Origin of the sequence: Flavisphingomonas formosensis, assembly GCF_009755815.1 — a bacterium.
GTDB lineage: Bacteria > Pseudomonadota > Alphaproteobacteria > Sphingomonadales > Sphingomonadaceae > Flavisphingomonas > Flavisphingomonas formosensis.
On record NZ_WRPK01000003.1, the window covers coordinates 538,089 to 560,879 of the forward strand.

General features: G+C 66.1%; 16 protein-coding genes and 2 tRNA genes. 9 read left to right on the forward strand and 9 right to left on the reverse strand.

Annotation, left to right across the window (positions count from 1 at the left end; genetic code table 11):
• Window positions 1-57: 57 nt before the first annotated feature.
• From GQY20_RS11960 to GQY20_RS12000, 9 genes are all read right to left on the reverse strand, one after another.
• Window positions 58-132 (reverse strand) — tRNA-Val (locus tag GQY20_RS11960).
• A gap of 163 nt (window positions 133-295) precedes the next feature.
• Window positions 296-568 (reverse strand): HU family DNA-binding protein, encoded by a 273-nt coding sequence (locus tag GQY20_RS11965; protein WP_157217283.1) that lies wholly within the window; start codon window positions 566-568, stop codon window positions 296-298.
• Window positions 569-716: 148 nt separating this feature from the next.
• Window positions 717-3,122, reverse strand: a complete 2,406-nt coding sequence (lon, locus tag GQY20_RS11970) for an endopeptidase La (protein WP_157217284.1) — start codon at window positions 3,120-3,122, stop codon at window positions 717-719.
• A 73-nt stretch (window positions 3,123-3,195) separates the two neighbouring features.
• Entirely contained in the window at window positions 3,196-3,792 is a 597-nt protein-coding gene (locus GQY20_RS11975; RefSeq protein WP_157217285.1) for a class I SAM-dependent methyltransferase, read from the reverse strand.
• Window positions 3,793-3,890: 98 nt separating this feature from the next.
• On the reverse strand, window positions 3,891-5,156 hold the full coding sequence (clpX, locus tag GQY20_RS11980; protein WP_157217286.1) for an ATP-dependent Clp protease ATP-binding subunit ClpX: 1,266 nt from the start codon (window positions 5,154-5,156) through the stop codon (window positions 3,891-3,893).
• A 111-nt stretch (window positions 5,157-5,267) separates the two neighbouring features.
• Entirely contained in the window at window positions 5,268-5,942 is a 675-nt protein-coding gene (gene clpP / locus GQY20_RS11985) for an ATP-dependent Clp endopeptidase proteolytic subunit ClpP (protein ID WP_157217287.1), read from the reverse strand.
• 77 nt (window positions 5,943-6,019) lie between these two features.
• Complete coding sequence (locus GQY20_RS11990; protein WP_157217288.1) at window positions 6,020-6,964, reverse strand: glycosyltransferase family 2 protein; 945 nt, start codon at window positions 6,962-6,964, stop codon at window positions 6,020-6,022.
• 98 nt (window positions 6,965-7,062) lie between these two features.
• The gene (gene tig, locus GQY20_RS11995) at window positions 7,063-8,703 is read right to left on the reverse strand and encodes a trigger factor (protein WP_157217289.1); all 1,641 of its coding nucleotides are present in this window, start codon (window positions 8,701-8,703) and stop codon (window positions 7,063-7,065) included.
• Window positions 8,704-8,764: 61 nt separating this feature from the next.
• Window positions 8,765-8,849, reverse strand: a tRNA-Leu gene (locus GQY20_RS12000).
• A 119-nt stretch (window positions 8,850-8,968) separates the two neighbouring features.
• Here GQY20_RS12000 and GQY20_RS12005 point away from each other — a divergent pair.
• The 9 genes from GQY20_RS12005 (at window position 8,969) to GQY20_RS12045 (ending at window position 22,785) form a co-directional block, all read left to right on the forward strand.
• The gene (locus GQY20_RS12005) at window positions 8,969-9,112 is read left to right on the forward strand and encodes a hypothetical protein (protein WP_157217290.1); all 144 of its coding nucleotides are present in this window, start codon (window positions 8,969-8,971) and stop codon (window positions 9,110-9,112) included.
• Between the two features lie 45 nt (window positions 9,113-9,157).
• Window positions 9,158-10,042 carry an aldose 1-epimerase family protein gene (locus tag GQY20_RS12010; protein ID WP_157217291.1) on the forward strand — a complete coding sequence of 295 codons (885 nt, stop codon included), beginning with the start codon at window positions 9,158-9,160 and terminating at the stop codon, window positions 10,040-10,042.
• Between the two features lie 19 nt (window positions 10,043-10,061).
• Window positions 10,062-11,597 carry a peptide ABC transporter substrate-binding protein gene (locus GQY20_RS12015; RefSeq protein WP_157217292.1) on the forward strand — a complete coding sequence of 512 codons (1,536 nt, stop codon included), beginning with the start codon at window positions 10,062-10,064 and terminating at the stop codon, window positions 11,595-11,597.
• Window positions 11,594-13,045 (forward strand): ABC transporter substrate-binding protein, encoded by a 1,452-nt coding sequence (locus tag GQY20_RS12020; RefSeq protein WP_157217293.1) that lies wholly within the window; start codon window positions 11,594-11,596, stop codon window positions 13,043-13,045. The genes GQY20_RS12015 and GQY20_RS12020 overlap by 4 nt, the downstream gene beginning before the upstream one ends.
• Window positions 13,046-13,106: 61 nt before the next feature.
• Window positions 13,107-13,529 (forward strand): DUF4112 domain-containing protein, encoded by a 423-nt coding sequence (locus GQY20_RS12025; protein WP_157217294.1) that lies wholly within the window; start codon window positions 13,107-13,109, stop codon window positions 13,527-13,529.
• A 31-nt stretch (window positions 13,530-13,560) separates the two neighbouring features.
• A complete protein-coding gene (locus GQY20_RS12030; protein ID WP_157217295.1) occupies window positions 13,561-14,850 on the forward strand; it encodes an MFS transporter in 1,290 nt (429 codons plus the stop codon).
• 98 nt (window positions 14,851-14,948) lie between these two features.
• Window positions 14,949-18,299 carry a polysaccharide deacetylase family protein gene (locus GQY20_RS12035; protein ID WP_157217296.1) on the forward strand — a complete coding sequence of 1,117 codons (3,351 nt, stop codon included), beginning with the start codon at window positions 14,949-14,951 and terminating at the stop codon, window positions 18,297-18,299.
• Entirely contained in the window at window positions 18,283-19,605 is a 1,323-nt protein-coding gene (locus GQY20_RS12040) for a hypothetical protein (protein ID WP_157217297.1), read from the forward strand. The genes GQY20_RS12035 and GQY20_RS12040 overlap by 17 nt, the downstream gene beginning before the upstream one ends.
• A gap of 96 nt (window positions 19,606-19,701) precedes the next feature.
• Complete coding sequence (locus GQY20_RS12045; RefSeq protein WP_232476009.1) at window positions 19,702-22,785, forward strand: CHAT domain-containing protein; 3,084 nt, start codon at window positions 19,702-19,704, stop codon at window positions 22,783-22,785.
• Window positions 22,786-22,791 lie beyond the last annotated feature (6 nt).

The window sequence follows — 22,791 nt, forward strand, 5'->3', positions numbered from 1 at the left end:
GCCTTTCGCGAGCTGCTTAAATTCTCTGAAAGGCCCCGATTTTCGGGCTTTTTTGCCTGGTGGGCGCGGCTGGGATTGAACCAGCGACCCCTGCGGTGTGAACACAGTGCTCTACCACTGAGCTACGCGCCCACTCTGGCATCGGGATCCAGGTCGAACCTGTCTCCAAACGAAAAAGGCGGCACTGGAGCGACCGCCTTGCAGCCGCGATTAGGGCGTCGCGGCGGCTTTGTCCAGCCCGAAGCGGAAGAAAAGATATGGTCGGCGCGACCCCACGCCGACCATATTTTTTCGATTAGTTGACGGCGTCCTTCAGCCCCTTGCCCGCCTTGAACTTGGGCTGCGAGGATGCCTTGATCTTCATCGGCTCGCCGGTCCGCGGGTTACGACCCGTGGACGCCTTGCGCTTGCTGACCGAGAATGTTCCGAAACCGACCAAGCGAACTTCATCGCCCTTTTTGAGAGCGGCGGAGATGACATCAAAGACGCCTTCGACGGCTTTTCCAGCGTCACCTTTGCTAAGCCCCGTCGCTTCGGCGACCGAACCGATAAGCTCTTGTTTGTTCATGCCTCAGGAACCCCCATTCGTTTGTTTCTCGGATTCGCGGCAGCTGCCGGGAGGGCGAGTAAAACCAGCGCTGAGGCGGGAGTCAAAAAGAAAGCGCCATTTTCGCGACGAGCCGCAGAAAATGACGCTCTCCGGTAAAATTTAACCATCAATGATGAATCGGCGCACCTCCCGACTCGCCGGAACTGGCGATATGCGGGCTCGGTTGGGCAGCCAGCTCATCCGCCTCGGTCCAGTCGATCGGCGTGATCGGAGAAGCGAGCGCAAGCGCCAGCACTTCATCCACATGCGAGACGGGAACGATCTTCAGCCCTTCGCGGATGTTCGCCGGGATCTCGGCAAGATCCTTCTCATTTTCCTGCGGAATGATCACGGTGGTGATGCCGCCGCGCAGTGCCGCCAGCAGCTTCTCCTTGAGGCCGCCGATCGGCAGCACGCGGCCGCGCAGCGTGACCTCGCCGGTCATCGCCACTTCCCGCCGCACCGGAATGCCCGACAGGGTGGAGATGATCGTGGTGACGATGCCTATGCCGGCGGACGGCCCGTCCTTCGGCACCGCGCCTTCCGGCAAGTGGATATGCACATCCTTGCGCGAGAAGAGGCTGGGCTTGATGCCATAGGCCGGTGCCCGGGCACGCACGAAGGAGAAGCCTGCCTGGACCGACTCCTTCATCACATCGCCGAGCTTGCCGGTGGTGCTGACATGACCCTTGCCGGGCACCGTGACCGCCTCGATGGTCAGCAGTTCGCCGCCCACCTCGGTCCAGGCCAGGCCGGTGACGGCGCCGATCTGGTCCTCTTCCTCGCCCACGCCGAAGCGGAAACGCCGCACGCCCGCAAATTCGGAAAGATTCTCGGGCGTTACGGTAACGCTCTCGGCCTTGCCCTCAAGAATACGGCGCAGCGCCTTCCGGGCGAGCTTGGCGATCTCCCGCTCAAGGGTGCGGACACCGGCCTCGCGCGTATAATAACGGATCAGGTCGCGCAGGCCCTCGTCGGTCAGCGTGAACTCGCCCTCCTTGAGCCCATGCGCATCGACCTGCTTGGCCAGCAGATGCGCCTTGGCGATCTCGACCTTCTCGTCCTCCGTATAGCCTTCGAGCCGGATGATCTCCATGCGGTCGAGCAGCGGCTGCGGAAGGTTCAGCGAGTTGGCGGTGGTGACGAACATCACGTCGGACAGATCATAGTCCAGCTCCAGATAATGGTCCTGGAACTTGTTGTTCTGCTCCGGATCCAGCACCTCGAGCAGCGCGGAAGCGGGGTCGCCGCGGAAATCCTGTCCGAGCTTGTCGATCTCGTCGAGCAGGAAGAGCGGGTTGGACGTGCCGGCCTTTTTGAGGTTCGACACGATCTTGCCCGGCAGCGAGCCGATATAGGTGCGCCGATGGCCACGTATCTCCGCTTCGTCGCGCACCCCACCCAGCGACTGACGGACGAACTCGCGCCCGGTCGCCTTCGCGATGCTGCGGCCGAGCGAGGTCTTGCCGACGCCGGGAGGGCCGACGAGGCAGAGGATCGGCCCCTTCAGCTTGTTGGTGCGCGCCTGGACCGCGAGATATTCGATGATCCGGTCCTTGACCTTCTCGAGCCCGTAATGATCCTCGTCGAGGATCGCCTGAGCGGCAGGAATATCCTTCTTGAGCTTGGATTTCTTGCCCCAGGGCAGGCCGAGCAGCACATCCAGATAGTTACGGACGACCGTGGCCTCCGCCGACATCGGCGCCATCGTCTTGAGCTTCTTGAGCTCGGCCGTCGCCTTGGCGCGCGCCTCCTTTGAGAGCTTCAGCTTCGCCATGCGGGCGGTGAGCTCGGCGATCTCGTCGCCGCCCTCCTCGCTCTCGGTTCCCAGCTCGCGCTGGATCGCCTTGAGCTGCTCGTTCAGATAATATTCGCGCTGCGTCTTCTCCATCTGGCGCTTGACGCGGCTGCGGATCTTCTTTTCGACCTGCAGCACGCCGAGCTCGCCTTCCATGAAGGCGAAGGCCATCTCCAGCCGCTTGACCGGATCCAGCTCGACCAGCAGCGCCTGCTTGTCGGAAACCTTGATATTGATGTTGGCGGCGACCGAGTCGGCGAGACGCGCCGCATCTTCGATCTGGCCGAGCTGGACCGCGGTTTCCGCAGGCAGCTTCTTGTTGAGCTTGGCGTAGTTTTCGAACTGGTCGACCACCGAGCGCATCAGGGCGCTCACCTCCGTGCCTTCGGCCTGCCCGTCCTCGACGGTCGACACATAGGCGGTGAGATGCTCACCCGAGATATCCAGCGAGTCGAGGCTGGCGCGCTGCCGGCCCTCGACGAGCACCCGCACCGTGCCGTCCGGCAGCTTGAGCAACTGCAGCACGGTCGCGATGACGCCGAGATCATAGAGCGCGTCGCGATCGGGATCGTCCTCGGCCGGATCGAGCTGGGCAACGAGGAAGATCGACTTGTCGGCCGCCATCGCTGCCTCGAGCGCGGACACCGACTTGTCGCGGCCCACGAAGAGGGGGACGATCATCTGCGGAAATACGACGATATCGCGCAGCGGAAGAACGGGCAGCAGTTCAGACATGTCAACTCCAGACGGGCACCGCCAAAGGGTGTGCCCGACCTATATGGGCGCTGCCCGGCGCATCATCAATCCGTCATGATACGCTCGCGCCATGCTCCAAAGAATAGCTCCAAACGCGTGCCGGCGGAAAATTCGCCCAGACGGTCGGTGAAACCTCGGCCGCGGTCCCCGGCAGCAGCGGCAGGGGGACGGGCGAGGACAGCATATAGGTGAGCTGCACAAAACGGGCGCCGGGCCGGCCGAGGCGGGCCAGGCAATCGAGCACGAACTTGGCGCGGGGCCCAGCAGGCACCTGGACCAGCGGCAGCCCGGACACGATCGATGCCGCACCCCTGAGATCCGGAATGTCGACCACGCCATAAGCGTTGCCGCCAATTACCCGCGCACGCGGATAGCGGCGGCGCAGCAGATCGGCGAAGCCTTCGTCGCTTTCCAGAAGCACCAGGCGCTCGGGTGAAACTCCGGCTTCGACCAGTGCCTCGGTCAACGCGCCGGTGCCGACGCCCAACTCGATCACGAGGCCATCCCGGCCCGGACGCGCAGCGGCGGCGACGGCGCGGGCAAGCGCAGGACTGCTCGGTCCATAAGCCGCGACCCGCAGCGGCGCCTTCAGCCATGTACGGAAAAACTGCCAGGCGTCCGCGCGCCGGGTATCGGAAAGAACAGCCATGCCAACTCCATGGATCGCCCCAATGCAGGGGCGATCATAAGACGGCAATTGGCTTCAGATGTGTGACAAAGCCGGGCGTAGTGCGGCGGACGGCCCGATCAGGCCGCCCCGCCCGCCTTTTCCTTCTTCGCGTAGACGCGAACCGGTTCCTTGCGGCCCTCGACCACGTCCTTGTCGATCATGATCTCGTCGATATCGTCCATGCCGGGCAGGTCGAACATCGTATCGAGCAGAATCGCCTCCAATATGGAGCGCAGGCCGCGGGCGCCGGTCTTGCGGTCAATCGCCTTGCGGGCGACCGCGACCAGGGCCTCGTCGGTGAAGCTGAGCTTCACGCCCTCCATGTCGAACAGCTTCTGATACTGCTTGACCAGCGCGTTCTTCGGCTCGGCCAGGATCTTGACCAGTGCCGCCTCGTCGAGATCCTCGAGCGTGGCGATGACCGGCAGACGGCCGACGAATTCAGGGATCAGACCGAAGCGGAGCAGATCCTCCGGCTCGCACTGGCGCAGCACCTCGCCGGTGCGGCGCTCTTCCGGCGCGGCGACATAGGCGCCGAATCCGATCGACTTACCCTGCAGGCGATCGCCGATGATCTTCTCGAGGCCAGAGAATGCACCGCCGCAGATGAAGAGAATGTTGGTCGTATCGACCTGCAGGAACTCCTGCTGCGGATGCTTGCGGCCGCCCTGCGGCGGAACGCTGGCGGTCGTGCCTTCCATCAGCTTCAGCAGCGCCTGCTGCACGCCCTCGCCCGACACGTCGCGCGTGATCGAAGGATTGTCCGCCTTGCGGCTGATCTTGTCGATCTCGTCGATGTAGACGATGCCGCGCTGCGCACGCTCGACATTATAGTCGCTCGCCTGAAGCAGCTTCAGGATGATGTTCTCCACATCCTCGCCGACATAGCCCGCCTCGGTGAGCGTCGTCGCGTCCGCCATGGTGAACGGAACGTCCAGGATGCGCGCCAGCGTCTGGGCCAGCAGCGTCTTGCCGCAGCCGGTGGGCCCGACCAGCAGGATGTTCGATTTGGCGAGTTCGACATCGGCGCCCTTCGCGCCATGGTTGAGCCGCTTATAGTGATTGTGGACCGCGACGGAGAGCACGCGCTTCGCCTGGCTCTGGCCGATCACATAATCGTCCAAGACCTTGCAGATCTCCTTCGGGGAAGGAACGCCGCCATCCTTCTTGCTGGACAGCGCGCCCTTCGTCTCCTCGCGGATGATGTCGTTGCAGAGCTCGACGCACTCGTCGCAGATGAACACGGTGGGTCCGGCGATGAGCTTGCGCACTTCGTGCTGCGACTTACCGCAGAACGAACAGTAAAGTGTGCTCTTGGAATCGCCGCCGCTCAGCTTCGTCATCTCATTTCCTTATCGGCCGGTACTCTGGCCGCTTCTCTAGTGTCGGTCATCCTAGCCCCCGTTTCTCCCGCCCGGCAATCACCAAAATGTCACGGACGGGAGAATAAAGGCTTAAGCTGCCGCCTTCTCCTCGGTCGGGATCGGGCGCTTGTCGAACACTTCGTCGATGAGTCCGAACGCCTTGGCTTCATCCGCCTCGAGGAATTTGTCGCGATCCATCGCCCGCTCGATCTCCTCGATCGGCTGGCCGGTGTACTTCGCATAGAGCGAGTTCAGGCGGTGCCGCATGCGCAGGATCTCGCGCGCCTGGATCTCGATGTCCGCCGCCATGCCCTGGGCGCCGCCAGACGGCTGGTGGATCATGATCCGCGAGTTGGTGAGCGCCACGCGCATTCCAGGCTCGCCGGCGGCGAGCAGGAAGCTGCCCATCGAGGCGGCCTGACCGATACAGACCGTGCCGACGCGCGGACGGATATACTGCATCGTGTCGTGGATCGCGAGACCCGCCGTGACGACACCGCCAGGCGAGTTGATGTACATGAAAATGTCCTTCTTCGGATTCTCCGATTCGAGGAACAGCAGCTGAGCCGTGATCAGCGACGCCATATGGTCTTCGACCGGGCCGACTACGAAGATGATTCGTTCCCGCAGCAAGCGCGAATAGATGTCGAAGCTCCGCTCGCCGCGATTCGACTGCTCGATGACGATCGGCACCAGCCCGCCGGTCATGGGATCGATCTGATAGCCCGGAGGTGCGAACTGGCCGGTTTCGAACGGATTGTGCATCGGAAGCTCTCTGGTCCTTATTGCCCTGATGTGCATCGCCAACATCGGCGCATCGCGCCCGCTATTCAAGGGGGCGATCAGCGGGCGGGATTGCCCGGCGCAGGCAAGCCGAGATAAGCCAGCCGGCGAACCTCGCGGCGGCCGCGCACCACCGTGTCCAGAATCAGTCCGCAAAAGCCGTTGAGGAAGGCCAGGATCATGAGACCGGTGGACAGCAGCGCGGTCGGCAGGCGCGGAACGAGGCCGGTCTTTGCATAAGTCACGACCAGCGGCACCGCGAGCAGGATCGACACCAGGCCGAGAAGCGCGCCGATCGCACCGAAGAAGAGCACCGGCCGCTCCAGCCGGAACAGCGTGGCGATCGTCGAAAGGATGCGGAAACCGTCGCTATAGGTGGACAGCTTCGATGCGGAGCCCTCGGGCCGCGCCCCATAGGCGGTCACCACCTCGGCGACCGGCATGCGCAGCTCAAGCGCGTGCACGCTGATCTCGGTCTCTATCTCAAAACCGGCGGACAGCACGGGAAAGCTCTTCACGAAGCGGCGCGAGAAGACGCGGTAGCCCGACAATATGTCGGAAAAACTGCGCCCGAACAGGCGCGCGAGAATGCCCGTCAGCACCCGATTTCCGAGGCGATGGCCCCGGCGGTAGGCAGCATCCACCTCGGACTGGCGGGCACCGACGACCATATCGAGGCTCTCCGCGAGCAGCAGACGAATCATCTCGGGCGCTGCCGACGCGTCATAGGTCGCGTCGCCATCCGCCAGGACGTAGATGTCCGCATCGACGTCGGCGAACATGCGGCGGACGACATGGCCCTTGCCCTGCATCCGTTCGGTCCGCACGATTGCGCCGGCCGCGCGAGCGCGATCGACGGTGTCGTCGCGGCTATTATTGTCGAAGACGTAGACCGCGGCATCAGGCAAGGCCGCGCGAAAGGCGGCGACCGTCCCCGCTATCGCAGCCCCCTCGTTATAGCAGGGGAGCAACACCGCGATCCGCGGCGCCGGCACCTCAGCCATCGGTCCCCTCTCCGTTCACGATATCGCGTTCCGCATTAGCCGAAGAGCGGGAGACGGCAACACTCCCCTCCCGCGCCCGGGAGGGGAGCGATGGAAGATCAGCCCTCGGCCTCTTCCGCCTTCTTCTTGGCGGAAGCCTTTTTGGCGGCGGGCTTCTTCACCTCGGTTTCCGCGTCGGCATCGCCCTCGGCCTCCTCGGCCTTGGCCTTCTTGGCGGAAGCCTTCTTAGCCGGCTTCGCCTCGTCATCCTGCGCGGCCTCAGCCGGCTCGGCCTTCGCCTTAGCGGCCTTCTTCGGCTTCGGCGCGGCTTCGTGGGCATGATCATGATCGTGATCGCAATCCGGGCCATGGACATGGCCGTGATCATGATCATGGTCGTGGTGATGATGGTGGCCGGAGCCGATGCCATCATCCTCGGCCTCGATCGCGGCCTCGAGCTCCTCGCGGCTCACCGCGCGATCGCTGATCTCGGCCTTCTCGAACAGGAAATCGACGACCTTGTCCTCGTAGAGCGGCGCGCGCAGCTGGGCGGCCGCCATCGGATCCTGCTGGACATATTGGATGAACCGCTCGCGGTCCTTCGGATTGTACTGCTGCGCGGCCTGCAGCACGAGACGCTGCATTTCCTGCGGGGTCACCTCGACCCCGTTCTGCTGACCGATCTCGGAGAGGAGAAGGCCCAGGCGCACCCGGCGCTCGGCGATCTTCTGATAATCCTCGCGGTCCTTCTCCATCTCGGCCAGCGCCGCGGCGGGATCCGCCTCGTGCGACGCCTCATGCTCGAGCTGGCGCCAGATCTGCGCGAACTCGGCCTCGACCATCGAGGGGGGGACCTCGAAATCATGGGCGGCGGCAAGCTGATCGAGCAGCTTGCGCTTCATATAGGTACGGGTGAGGCCGTTCAGCTCCTGCTCGACCTGACCCTTGAGCAGGGTGCGGAGCTGTTCGATGCCCTCCAGGCCGAGCGTCTTGGCGAACTCGTCGTCGGCCACTGCTTCCTTGGGAGTACGGATCTGGGTGACGGTCACGTCGAAGGTGGCCGGCTTACCCTTCAGATAGTCGACGTTGTAATCCTCGGGGAAGGTGACGTTCAGCGTGCGCGATTCGCCCACCTTCACGCCTTCGAGCTGATCCTCGAAGCCGGGGATGAGACGGCCCGAGCCCAGCTCGACCGACATGCCCGTGCCGGTGCCGCCGTCGAATTCCTCGCCGTCGACCTTGCCGACGAAATCCATGATCACGAGATCGCCCTCGACGGCCGGATGGCCTTCCAGCGCGTCCTCGAAGCTCTTCTGCTGCGAAACGAAGCGATTGACGGCGGTGTCGACCTCGGCGTCGACGGATTCGACGGTCAGCCGCTCGAGCTTCAGCCCATCGATCGAAGGCGCCGGAACTTCCGGCAGAACCTCGAGGCTGACCTTCACCTCGGCGTCCTTGCCGGCCTCATAGCCCTCGTCGAGCTCGACCGCGGGCTGCATCGCGGGACGCAGCTTGTTATCCGAGATCAGCGTCTGGACGCCATCCTGCACGGCGGAATTCAGGGCGTCCTGGGCCAGGGCCTCGCCATGCATCTTGCGGATGAGGTTGGCCGGAACCTTGCCGGGGCGGAAACCGGGCATGCGCACCTGCGGCGCGACGCGCTTCACCTCGCTCTCCACGCGCGCGTCGATATCCTTCGCGCTGATCGTGAGCGTGTAGGCGCGCTTCAGCCCCTCGTTCAAAGTCTCGACAGTCTGCATCTCTCAAAGAGCCTTCATTCTGGAATTCTGTCAGTCCGGCCCCGTTCGAAGCAAACGAAGCTGGTGCGGGCGAAGGGAGTCGAACCCCCACATCTTTCGATACTGGAACCTAAATCCAGCGCGTCTACCAGTTCCGCCACGCCCGCCGGGCCAACGATCGGCGGCGCTCTATAGCAGGCGCGTGCGTCAGAGCAAGGCGGACGACGCAAGGAAAGGAGCGCGGGGCTCGCCGATGCGTTGTCCGCTGTCAGCAAGGAGACACCGAATGACCGCCAGCACACCGCCCGATCCGCACCCCGATTCGCCCCCCGAAGGCCCTGCAGATGCGCCCGAGCAGCCGGTCCATCCCGATCGTCCCGAGCGCGAGACGATCGAGGATGTGCCACCCGAGCCCGGAGTCGCAGACTGACGGCAGCGACTTGCGCGGGAAAGCGGCAGGCCGCAAAGCGGCGGCATGGATACGATCGAGATCCGCTCCGCCGCGCTGTCGGCGACCATCTCGCCCGGCGGGGCGGAACTGCAGAGCCTGCGCGATGCGGCGGGCCGCGATTTCCTTTGGGGCGGCGACCCTGCCTTCTGGACGGGCCGCGCGCCGATCCTGTTCCCGATCGTCGGCGCCCTCGCGAACGACAGCTACCAACTGGGCAGCCACCGTTTCTCGCTGCCGCGCCACGGCTTCGCCCGGCGCAGCCGCTTCGCACCGGTGGTGCAGCAGGATGGCGAAGCCGTCTTCCGGCTGACCGACAGCCCGCCCACACGTGCTGCCTATCCCTTCCCCTTCGTACTCGAGATCCGGTTCGCCACGGATGATGCGACGCTCTCGATCGAGGCGACGCTGACCAATCCGGGGGACGCCCCGCTGCCGGCGAGCTTTGGTTTCCATCCGGCGCTGCGCTGGCCCCTTCCCTATGGCGCGCCGCGCGCGGAGCATGTGCTGCTGTTCGACAAGGCCGAGCCCGAGCCGGTTCGGCGCCTGGACGAAGCCGGACTGCTGCGCCCGGTCGCGCTGCCGAGTCCGATCGAGCGGCGGACGCTGAAGCTGGACGACGGCCTTTTCACCGACGACGCGCTGATCCTCGATCGGCTGCACAGCCGCTCGCTCTGGTACGGCGTACCCGGCACACCGGGCGTCGCGGTTCGCTTTCCCGATATGCCCGCGCTCGGCCTGTGGATGAAGCCCGGCGCGGACTATCTCTGCATCGAACCATGGCAAGGCCACGCCGATCCGGAAGGCTTTGCCGGCGATTTTCGCGAGAAGCCGGGCGTAGTCGCGATTCCGCCGCAACAATCACGCCGCTTCGCCATGTCGATCACCGTCGGGGTCGACGCACCGGCCTGATCGCGCCACAAGCGTTGCCGTGATCCGTCGTCCGGCTGCCGCCCTTCTTCTCCTGCTCGCCGCGTGCACGGGCGAGCGCCGCGCCGTGCTGCCGCCGGATGCGCTGGTGCGCATTGCAGACGACGAAGCCAAGGGGCTGGATCCGCAGAAATATTCCGACCTGGCATCGCTGCGCATCGCCGGCGACCTCTATGAGGGGCTGACCCGCTTCACGGCGGCGGGAACGATCGAGCCGGGGCTCGCCGCAGGATGGACGGTCTCCGCGGATGGGCGCGACTGGCGGTTCGCGCTCCGCCAGGGCCTCCTCTTTTCCGACGGAATGCCGATCACCGCGCAAACCTTCGCGGGGCTCTTCGCTCGACTGCGCGATCCCGCGACCGCCTCGCCCAATGCCGCGCTGTTCGAGGCGATCGAACGGATCTCGGCCGAGGGGCCATCGATCGTGGTCGTCCATCTGCGTCATCCCTTCCCTGCGCTTGCCGAACTGCTGGCGCACCCGGCGATGGCGGCGCTGCCGATGCATCGCATCGCCGCAGTGGGTGACGGATGGACCGCCGAGCGGCCGCTGGTGACGTCGGGCGCCTATCGGCTCGCCGAATGGCGGCTCAACAACCGGATGCGGCTGGACGCCAATCCCCGCTGGCACGACGGGGTGCCGCCGGTTGCCCATGTCGAGTGGCGGCCGATCGACGACCGGCTGACCGCATTGCGGCTGTTCGCGGCCGGCGGGGCGGATGTCGGCGGCGATTTTCCAGCGACACGGCGCCGTTGGATCGCCGCGCGCCGGCCCGGATCGGTCCATGTCGCGCCCTATCGGGGCAGCTATTATTTCACCTTCAACCTCCGACGCCCGCCCTTCGACGACGGACGCGTCCGCCGGGCGCTCAGCCTCGCGGTAGACCGGCGCTGGATTGCGGGACCGCTGCTCGGCATCGGCAATCCGCCGGCCTGGGGCGTCGTGCCGCAGGGCATAGGTCTGCCCCCCTATCATCCGGCCTGGGCGGACTGGCCGCGCGAACGGCGGCTGGCGACGGCACGGACGTTGCTGGCAAAGGCCGGCTACGGCCCGGCGCACCCGCTGGTCTTCGACATCCGCTTCAACAGCGATCCTGACCATCGCCGCGTCGCCATCGCGCTGGCGGCCATGTGGCAGCCGCTGGGCGTCGAGGCGCATCTGCTCAACAGCGAAGCCAGCCTCCATTTTGCCAGCCTGCGCCGGGGGGACTTCGCCCTCGCCCGCTCGGGCTGGATCGGAGACCTTTCGGCGCCGGAGAATTTCCTGGCGATCTTCCGGTCCGATGCCGGCCCGATCAACTATGCGGGCTATCGAAGCAAGACTTTCGACGCGGCGCTGGACCAAGCGCTAGCCGAACCGGATCCGAGCCGCCGGGCACGCAAGATGCGAGCAGCCGAAGCGATATTGATCGACGATGCGCCGGTGCTGCCGCTGTACACCTATGTCAGCCGCGCACTCGTCGGCACGCGCGTGCGGGGTTGGCGGGACAATCTGGCGAACGTACACCCGAGCCGGACGCTGAGGCTGACGAGCCGATGAGATTCGCCCTCCTCCTGACGGCGCTCGCCGTGCTGGTGACAGGTTGTTCGCGCAAGGCGGCGGACGGCCCCATCACGGTGAGCGCGATCGGCGAAGCGCCGGATCTCGTCGACCCGAGCCGCAAGACACCGAACCCTGCCTCCGCCATACTGCTCTCCGCGACCGCGCAAGGCCTCGTCGCCTTCGACGCGGCAGGCGAAGTAAAGCCGGCGCTGGGCGAGCGCTGGATCATTTTCGACGACGGGCTGGACTATACGTTCCGGATCGCCGCAGGCTCCGGCATCGGTGCGGAACAGGCAGCGCGGCTGCTCCGCCGGATGATCAACCCCCGGAGCAACAATGGCTTGCGCCCGGTACTCGGCGCGATCGAGGAGATCGTGGCCGTGACGCCGGAGGTGGTGGAGATAAGGCTGCGATCGCCGCGCCCGAACCTGCTGCAATTGCTCGCGCAACCGGACATGGCGCTGATCTTCGACGGCAAGGGCACCGGGCCGATGCGGATCCTGTCTCGCGATGCCGGATCGGCGCTGCTGCGTCCGCTGCTCGACGAGGATGCCGACGATCCGGCAACCAGGGCGATCCGGCGGGGCGAGCGCGACGTACGGCTGATCGGCGAGGCTGCCAACAACGCGGTGCGCCGGTTCGTGACCGGACGCTCGGCATTGGTGCTAGGCGGCAGTTTTACCGATCTACAGACAGCGCGCAACGCCAATCCACCGGCAGACGCGCTGCGCTTCGATCCCGTAATCGGGCTGTTCGGCCTGCAGTTCGTGGAGAAACAGGGTTTCCTCGCAGCACCGGAGAATCGACGCGCACTGTCCATGGCATTGGACCGCGACCGCATCGTCAGTGCCTTCGCCGTCAAGGGATGGAGAGCGTCGACGACGCTGGTTCCTGCGGGTATAGCCGATCTCCCCGCACCGACGGCTCCGGATTGGGCGGGTGCTTCGATCGGGGATCGAAGGACCGCCGCCGCGCACGATATTGCCATGTGGACCAAGCAGCAGGGCGCCGCGCCGACGCTGCGCATCGCGCTGCCCGCCGGACCGGGCGCGATGCAGCTTTTCCGGATGATCCGGGACGATTGGGCAGCGATCGGCGTGCATGTCGCCTATGTGGCGATGGATGCGGACGCCGACCTGCGTCTGATCGACGCCGTGGCGCCGGCCGATGTCGGCAGCTGGTATCTGCGCCGATTCACGTGCAAGCTCAGCGCCGTGTGCAGCGAGACCGCCGATCAGTCGCTGGATGGCGCCAGGCTGGTCGCCACGCTCGCGGAGCGGTCCGCCCTCTTGGTGGATGCCGAAAAAAGACTGAGCGACGCCGTGCCGTTCATCCCGATCGCCATGCCTCTTCGGTGGGCGCTGGTCTCGCCCGCGCTCGACGGGTTCCGCACCAATGCACGCGGCGTTCACCCGCTCGACGAACTCCGGACGCCGCGACGATGAAGCCCCCAGGGGTGACGGGATGTTCAGCGGAACTTCATGATCCGTTCCGCATTCTGGTGTCATGGACGCATCGGCCAGCAAATTCGACCACGCGCACCGCCTCACGAATGCGCTCTCGCGCGATCCGGCAGCGGTGCGCAAGCGCGTGGAAATGATGGAGCATTTGCTGGAACGTCTCGTTGTCGTGCCTGGCATCCGGCGCCCCATTGGTCTCGACGTGATGCTGGACGCGGTGCCGTTCATTGGCGATGCGATCGCGGCAGGGCTCGGCGCATGGATGGTCTGGGAAGCGCGCAACCTCAACATGCCGAAACGGGCGATGGCACGCATGGCGCTCAATGTCGGCTTCGACGCGCTGCTGGGCGCCATCCCCTTCGTCGGTGCGGTGCCTGACTTCTTCTTCCGCTCGAACACGCGCAATCTGCGCATCATCCGGCGTCACCTCGACAAGCATCATCCCGGAACCGCTACACTCGACGCTTGACCCTCCGCCGGGCGCGCGCCATCCGGCGAGGATGGCAACGATCAGCAACGAACCCCTGGTAACGCCAGCGTCCGCAGGACGGCCATCGACGCGGCGCATCCTGCTCGCCAGCCTGGTCGGCACCGCCGTCGAATTCTACGATTTCTACATTTACGCGACTGCGGCCAGCCTCGTATTCGGCGACCTCTTCTTTCCGGATCTGTCGCCCACCGCGAAGCAGCTTTCCGCCTTCGCGACCTTTGCCATAGCCTTTCTCGCCCGACCGCTCGGCGCGATCGTTTTCGGCCATTTCGGCGATCGGATCGGCCGCAAATCGACACTGGTTGCCTCGCTGCTGATCATGGGCGGATCGACCATGGCGATCGCCTTCCTGCCCAGCTACGCCACCGCCGGTTGGATCGCCCCGGCCCTGCTCTGTCTGCTGCGCTTCGGACAGGGGTTCGGCCTGGGCGGCGAATGGGGCGGCGCGGCGCTGCTGGCAGTGGAAAATGCTCCGCCGGGCTGGCGCGCGCGTTTCGGCATCGCACCGCAGCTAGGTGCGCCGGTGGGCTTCATTGCGTCGAACGGCGTCTTCCTATTGCTCGGCGTGCTGTTGACGCAGGAACAGTTCATGAGCTGGGGCTGGCGCCTGCCGTTCCTGGCAAGCGCGGTACTGGTCGGCGTCGGCCTGTGGGTGAGGCTCAAGATCACCGAGACACCGGCCTTCGCCGCGATGATGGAGGAAGGCCCCCCGCCGGGCGTGCCGCTCGCCGAGGTGGCCGTGACCCAGCCGGGCGCGCTGATCGGCGGCACGGCGGGCGTGATCGCCTGCTATGCGCTCTTTTACCTCTCCACCGCCTTTGCCCTGAGCCATGGCACGCAGGTGCTCGGCTATCCGCGCGAAACTTTCCTGGGGATCCAGCTCGGAGCGATCCTGTTCCTCGCGGCCGGCATCGTCGCGGCGGGCTGGCTCGCCGACAAGAGCAGCCCGCGCAGCGTGCTGATGATCGGCTGCATCGGGACTATGGCGGCGGGGCTGCTGCTGACGCCGATGTTCGGCGGCGGAACGATGTTGCTGGTCTTCCTCTATCTCGCCTTCGCGCTGTTCGTGATGGGATTCGTCTACGGGCCGCTGAGCGCCTGGCTGCCCGGGCTGTTTCCTGCGCGGGTGCGCTATACCGGCGCATCGATGGCGTTCAACGTCGGCGGCATATTGGGCGGTGGCCTGGCCCCGATGATCGCGACCGCGCTCGCCGAGGAAGGCGGACTGCCGCCCGTCGGCTGGTATCTGGCGGCCGCCGGCCTGCTCAGCCTCGTGGGGCTCGCAACCCAGAAGAGGTGATCATAGGCGCAACGAACATGGACATTTATTCATGGAGATGTTCATGGCCCGGCAAGCGGCGCTGGTGATACGGCCGCGTCCTTTCTGGAACGGGAACGGTGGCGGAACGGCCGATCTTCTATGACGCGTCAGGCAAGAGGCGCCGCCGCTTCGCGGTGGCCGTCTTTGCCTTCGTCGCGCTCGCCATCCTGGCTGTCAGCCTGTTCGTCACCTCCGTCGTCACCATCTCGAGCGAAACGCCGCTGCCATTCGAGCCGGAGCGCCCGCCGATCACCGGAGCGAGCCGGGTAGGCGCACTCGCGCACGATGCCGGGCACGGGATCCGGCGGGCATTGCGCGCGGCAAGCTGGTTCCTATCCGGCAAGCCTCCCACAAAGGGAAGCCGGCCGCTCGCCATCTCCTTCTATGTGCCGTGGGACGACAGTTCCGCGGCCTCGCTGAGCCGACATATCGGTGATGTCGACTGGCTGGTGCCGGCCTGGATCTCGGTGACCGGCCCCGCCCATACGCTGACCGTCTATCCAGACATCCGCGGCCGGCGCATCTTCGCTGCCTCCTCGCACAAGCCGCTGCTGCTGCCGATGGTACAGAACGCGCATGACGGCGATTGGGACGGGCCGGGAATTGCTAAGCTGCTGCACGATCCGGTCGCCAGCAAGTCGCTGCTCGATCGCGTCGAGCCTTTCCTGCTCGCCAATCACGCGGCTGGCGTCTTCTTCGATTTCGAAGCACTGCCGCCTTCAGCGCAGCGCGATTATCTGCGCTTCCTGAAGATCGCGCACGACCGGTTCGCGGCGAAGGGGCTGCTGGTGGCCATCTCGGCCCCCGCAGGCGACCGCTTCTGGAACCTGCGCGCCTATGCGGCGATCGTCGATAAGATCGTCGTGATGGCCTATGACGAACATTTCCAGGGCGGCCCGCCGGGGCCGATCGCTTCCCAGCCCTGGTTCAGTCACGTCGTCACCAACGCCGTGCGCGGCCTGCCGCCGGAGAAGGTTGTCATCGCGGTCGGATCCTATGCCTATGACTGGGCGCAGGGCGGCGACACGCAGGTGGTATCCGTGGAAGACGCATGGCTGGCCGCGCATGAATCCGACGCCACGCCGACGTTCGACGCAACGAGTGCGAACAGCAGCTTCACCTATATGCAGCAGGGCGCGCTGCACACGGTGTGGATGCTCGATGCGGCGAGCGCCTATAATCAGATCGCCGCCCTGCGCGCCGCCGGCATCAACGGCCTCGCGCTCTGGCGCATGGGCACCGAGGACCCGTCGATCTGGCAGATCTTCGGACGCAGGATCACTTCCTTGCCGGCCGCCAAGGTGATCCAGCAGATCCCGGCTGGAACCGACGTCGACATCGAAGGCACCGGTGAAATATTGCGGGTCGGCGCGGTGCCTGTACCCGGCGTGCGCGATGTGAGCGTCGACAAGCGCGGCCTGATCGTGAGCACCGCATTCCGCCAGCTTCCCCTGCCCTACGTCATCCAACGCGCCGGCAACCGGCCCGGTCTCGTCGCGCTCACTTTCGACGATGGGCCGGATCCGACCTGGACGCCGAAGATCCTCGACATCCTGAAACAATATCAGGTGCACGGCACCTTCTTCGTCATCGGGGAAAATGCCCTCACCGAGCACGGCCTTCTGAAAAGACTGGTCGCCGAGGGCCATGAGGTGGGCAATCACAGTTACACCCATCCCAATCTAGGCATGGCGACCCCGCAACAGACCGCGCTGGAGCTGAATGCGACGCAGCGCCTATTCCAGGCCTTCACCGGCCGATCGATGCGTTTGTTCCGCGCGCCCTTCTTCGGAGACGCCGAGCCGACCACCGCCGACGAAATCAATCCGGTCTACCAGGCGCAGACAATGGGCTATCTGTCGGTCGGCCTGCATGTCGATCCCGACGACTGGAAGCGACCCGGCGTCCAGCATATCGTCGACACCGCCGTGCAGGGCGTGCTGGCGGCGACACCCGAGCGGAGCGGTCAGGTGGTGCTGCTGCACGACGGCGGCGGCGACCGTTCCCAGACGGTGGAAGCGCTGCCGCAGATCATCACGCAGCTTCGCGCGCGCGGCTATCGCTTCGTACTGGCGTCGGAGCTCATCGGCCTCAAATCCACTGACGTGATGCCGCCGCTGACCGCCTCGGACCAAGCCGCCGCGCAGACCGACCTTGCCTTGTTCAGCACGCTGGGCGCGATCGTGATCGGGCTGCGCTGGCTGTTCTTCATCGCCATTTCGATCGGCATCGCCCGCGCGCTGCTGCTCTCCGGGCTGGCGCTTGCCGAGAGCTGGCGGGAAAGCCGGCTCGAAAAGCCGGAAATCGATCCGGACCGATTCGTTTCGGTGCTCATCCCCGCGTTCAACGAGGCACGGGTGATCGAAGCCTCGGTACGTCGTGTGCTCGAGAGCGAGGACGTGCATCTCGAAGTGATCGTGATCGACGACGGATCGAAGGACGACACGAGCGCGATCGTCGCACGCGCCTTCTCCGATGATCCGCGCGTTCGCCTGCTGACACTCGAAAATGGCGGAAAGGCGCGCGCCCTCAACGAGGGATTGAAGCTCGCCCAGGGCGATATCGTGATTGCGCTGGATGCGGATACCCAGTTCGAACCGCTGACCATCGCGCGGCTCGCCCGCTGGTTCGCGGACCCCGAGCTGGGCGCGGTGGCGGGCAATGCCAAGGTCGGCAACCGCATCAACCTGATCACGCGCTGGCAGGCGCTGGAATATGTGACCGCGCAAAATCTGGAACGCCGCGCGCTGGCGCTGATCAACGCGATCACGGTGGTGCCGGGTGCCGTCGGGGCCTGGCGGGCCGAGACGTTGCGCACGGTCGGTGGTTTCCCCGGACAGACGCTGGCCGAGGATCAGGATCTGACCATCATGATCCAGCGCGAGGGCTGGAAGGTGATCTACGACCAGCGCGCCGTCGCGTGGACCGAGGCCCCGGAAAGCTTCGGCACGCTGGCCCGACAGCGCTTCCGCTGGGCGTTCGGCACCCTGCAATGCCTGTGGAAGCACCGTAAGATCATGCGCACCGGCACGCCACGCGGCCTTGCCCGCGTGGGCTTGCCGCAGGCGCTCGTTTTCCAGATCGGCTTCGCGATGATCTCGCCGGTGATCGATCTGGCGCTGCTGGTGAGTATCGTCGCGACGGGCATCTCGGTGCACGAGCATGGCTGGGCCGCGACCCAGGGCGACCTTTGGCGCATGCTGACCTACTGGGTCGCGTTCACCGCGATCGACCTGCTTGCCGGCGTCGTCGCGTTCGCGCTGGAGCGGAAGGAACGCTGGAGCCTGCTGTGGCTGATGATTCCGCAGCGCTTCGGCTACCGCCAGATCATGTATTATGTCGTGATCAAGGCAGTCACCCAGGCCCTGCGCGGGCCGCGGGTCGGCTGGGGCAAGCTGGAACGCAGCGGCCGTGTCGCGTCGAACTGACGCCGCCTTTCCGGGATGGTATCTACCTATTGCCATCCTGCCGTTGTTCGCGGCTCAGATTTACCTGTTCCACTGGGGCGCGATACTGCCCGACGCGGTGGAGCAGTATCGCCAGGCGCTCACCGGCCGTTACGAGGACTGGCATCCGCCGATCATGGCGTGGCTGTGGCGCCAACTGCTCCACATTGCGCCGGGCGCCGGGCCGATGCTGGTTCTGGATTGCGTCGTCTATTGGGCCGGCCTGGGCCTGATCGCGGATGGGCTCCGCCGTCGCGGCGCACGGATTGCGGCGTGGATGGTGCTGCTCGTCGGCCTGGTGCCGATCCCGTTCGGACAGATGGGCTCGGTGCTCAAGGACAGTTTCCTGACGGCTCTCACTTTGCTCGTGGCCGGGATGCTGGTCTGGCATCTGCTCGTGCGGCGCCCACTTGGCTGGCCGCAACGACTGCTGTGCCTGCTGCTTATCCTGATCGCCGCGGCTACGCGCTTCAATGCCTTCCTGGCGCTCGCTCCCCTGGCCGTGATGCTGGCACCCGCCCGATGGCGCTCAACCCTCCCGCGCCTGCTGCTCACCACCGCGCTGGCGGGCGCGGCGCTGCTCGTCCTCGGCCACGCCATCAACACCGTGCTGCTGAAGCCGGTAAAGACGCAGCCCTTCCTCTCGCTCGTGACCTTCGATCTCGGCGGCATGACGGTGAGAAGCGGACAAAATCTCTTTCCGCAATATGGCCCTGACGAAGGCCTGGCGCTGGCACGCCACTGCTATACCGATGCGATGTTCAATCCCCGTTCGGCGTCGGAATGCTATGACGCGGAAGACGGCTTTGCCGACTGGCTGCAGAAGAACAACGCGGATCCGGTGCGTTACTGGCTGACGACCATCATGACGCACCCGAGCGCTTATGCCGCACATCGGCTGGCCCATTTCAACCGCAACATCCGCTTCCTGGAGCGCGACGTGCCGGATGACGCGATCTTCCTGGCGTCCGCACCCAATCCCTACGGCCTCTCCTTCAAGCCCGGACCGGGCGCCCGCGCCGTCTATCTGGCAGCGACGGCATTGGCCCGCTCGCCGCTGGGCCGCCCGGCCACGTGGCTTTTCGTGACTGCGATCCTGCTGTTCGTGCGACGGGATCCGCCGGTCGTGCTGCTCTCCGCATCCGCCCTGCTCTATGGCCTCGGTTATCTGGCAGTCAGCGTAGCCCCCGATCTGCGCTACAATCTCTGGACCATGATAGGCGGTATGCTGGCGTTGCTGCTCGCCTTCGCAGGCAGCGGGAAGGGATTAGACTTGCGATCCCGGTGATGTATCGTCCGCCGGCGAGTCGCGTGATCCGGGGGCGGACAGATAAAGCAAGGCCAGATGCGGCCGCAGGCGCCCCGCCGAAAGTGGGAGGCATGCGTGCGTATCGTTTTGGTCCTGCGCCATCTGGCTGTGACCGCCGGCCTGGCCGGGACACTTTCCGTCGCGGCGGCGCAGGGGAGCACCCCGCCGAGCCTGCGTGACAGCTTTCATCTCGGCAGCGGCGGCGGCGCCTTGTGCCAGATGCAGTCGGCCGCGCTCGATCCGGGCCTGCGCGGGATGTTCGACCGGTCCTGGTCGATCGTCTGCCGAGATGCGGCCGTGCCGGTGGGGCAAGTCTACGCCCTGCGCACCGGCGTCGACGATCCGATCGCCCGACTGGACCGGATCCGCCAGGCCAAAGCCCGCTGCGAGGCGCCTTCGAACGAGGCGATCGAAGACCTGGGCACCGTCGCCACGCAGCAGTGCGTCCGGCTGGACGCCGACGTCACTTACCGCGTCCACGCACTCAAACGCGGCCGGACCGTCTATGTCGCCGAGGGGCTGGGCGGATATGACAGCGCACTTCAGCTCGGCCTGCGGACGATCGTCGCCGATCGCTTCCTGCCCGGCTCCGTGTCTGTGGCGACGACCGAAGCCGGCGATGCCGTCGCCTTCGCGCGGGTGCAGGCGGGCTCGCTGGACAGCGATCAGGTGCGCACCGAGGGCTATCGGCGCAACAATAGCGGCAACTATGCGGAGGCCGCCGAATTCTTCGACACGTTGCTGCAGCGCTCCGGTCCGGACGATCAGCGGGCGGGAGAATATCTCGTCAACCGCGCGCTCCAGCAATCCAATCTAGGCCGGTTCGAGGAAGCCGATGCTCTGTTCGCGCGGGCGAAGGCGATTCCGACCGCGGATCCGGTGCAGCTGCGGCTCCGCCGCAACCTCGGCGCCATCCACCAGATCAACCAGGGCAGGCCGGCCGAGGCACTGGCGCAGCTCGACGCGCCGCTGACGCCGCGAGCGCCCGATGCCGCGGCCGTGATCCCCGGACCGCAGATCGACGCGGCGATGGCAGCCGCGATCAACACCGGCCTGCCGATGGCGCGTCCTTTCGCAGGGTCGCCGGAGGCCCGCCTCACCCCGGAGGAAAAGGCCGCCCTCTTGGACGCCCAGGCGCTGGCCCTGCGGGGGACGGCACTGCGTCTCGAAGGCCGGCTGGACGAGGCCCAGGCGGATCTGGGCGCTGCGATCGACAGGCTCGTCGCCGTGCGCGAGGGCAAGGTAATCTCGATCGTGCGCCTGCGCGCCCAGACCATGGCCGAGCTCTCCGCGGTCGCCGAGGCCAAGGGTGATCGCGGCCGCGCCGAGACGCTGCTGCGCGACGCGCTGGTCCTGCTGCAGGGCCAATATCCTCAATCCGCGGCCGTAAACGGCGCCAAGGCGCGGCTGGCGGCGTTCCTGGCGCGCACCGACCGCGCGCAAGCTGCGCTCGCCCTCTACAGGGAGGTCGTGAGCGGGATGGTCGAGGCGCGGACCAGCACGCTCGGCATGGAGAATCTGCTCGCGCCCTATTTCGCGCTGCTGGTCGATCAGATGCCGGCGCAGCCCGCGCTGGTGGACGATTTCTTCCTGGCCAGCGAGACGCTCGTCCGGCCGGGCGTCGCCGAGACGCAGGCGATGCTGGCCCGGCAGCTCGGCGGCGGCAGCGACGAGGCGGCACGGCTGTTCCGCCAGGCGGTCAATCTCGGCCGCGAGGTTGAGCGGACACGGATGGAGATCGCTCAGCTCGCCGCGCAACCGGCGCTTTCGCCGCAGGATACCGCACGGCTCGATACAGCGAAGAAGGCGCTCGTCGGATTGCAGGCGGACCAGGTGGCGACGCAGGCGAAGCTCGCCGATTTTCCGCGTTATCGCGCGCTGGCCAATGACGTGCTGACACTGGCGGAGCTGCGCGAGACGCTGAAGGGCGACGAAGCCTATTTCAAGCTCGCAGTCATCGGCGACGCGGTCTACGGCCTCTATGCCACGCATGACGGCGCGACCGCATACCGCGCGGCGATTTCGACCGGCGATCTTGAAAAGCAAGTGAACGCACTGCGCGAGACGATCGCGGTGGTCGAGAACGGTCAGCTGCTCACCTATCCCTTTGACGTGAAGCTGGCACACGGTCTCTACGTGGCCCTCACCGGGCCGGTGGCCGACCGGATCGCCGCGACCCGCAACCTCATCTTCGAGCCGGACGGCGCGATGCTGCGCCTGCCGATCGGCCTGCTGGTGACCGATCAGGCAAGCGTGGACGCCTATGCCAGCCGCGGGCTGCGGCCTGGTGCGTCCGAAGCCGAGGAGTTCAACTTCACGGACATCGCCTGGCTGGCGCGCAGGACCGACATCAGCACCGCCGTCTCGGCCAAGGCGTTCAAGGACGTGCGCAGCGTCGCGCCGGCCGCCGGCGCGCATCAGTATCTCGGCTTCGGGCACAATGCGCCGGTCTCGGCTTTCCTGCAGCTGACCGCGGTGCGGCCGCCCAGCGCCGACGGAATGGATTGCAACTGGCCGCTGGCCAATTGGAACCACCCTATCCCCGCAACCGAGCTTCTCACCGCGCAATCGATCATCGGCCGTACCAACGCCCAACTGGTCACCGACGCGGCTTTCACCGACACCGGCGTGAAGCAGCGGCCGGACCTCGCCCAATATCGGATCCTGCACTTCGCCACGCACGGCCTGGTCACCGCGCCGCGCCCCGAATGCCCGGCGCGACCGGCGCTGCTCACCTCCTTCGGCAGCGGAGATTCCGATGGGCTGCTGAGCTTCCGCGAGATTTACGACCTGCATATCGATGCGGATCTCGTGATCCTGTCCGCCTGCGATACCGCCGGCACCGCCACGATCGCGGCGACGCGCGAGGCGGGCGTGACGTCGGGCGGCGGCGATGCGCTGGACGGGCTGGTGCGCGCCTTCATCGGCGCGGGCGGCCGTTCGGTGCTGGCGAGCCACTGGCCGGCGCCGGACAATTACAACGCCACCGAGAGGTTGGTAGGCGGCCTCTTCCATGCGCCGGCCGGCACGTCCGCCGCCGAGGCGCTGCGGCTGGCCGAGCTCAAACTGATGGCCGATCCCAACACCTCCCATCCATATTACTGGGCCGGCTTCGCGCTGATCGGCGACGGCAGCCAGCCCATCGTACGCGCGCGCTGACCCTTC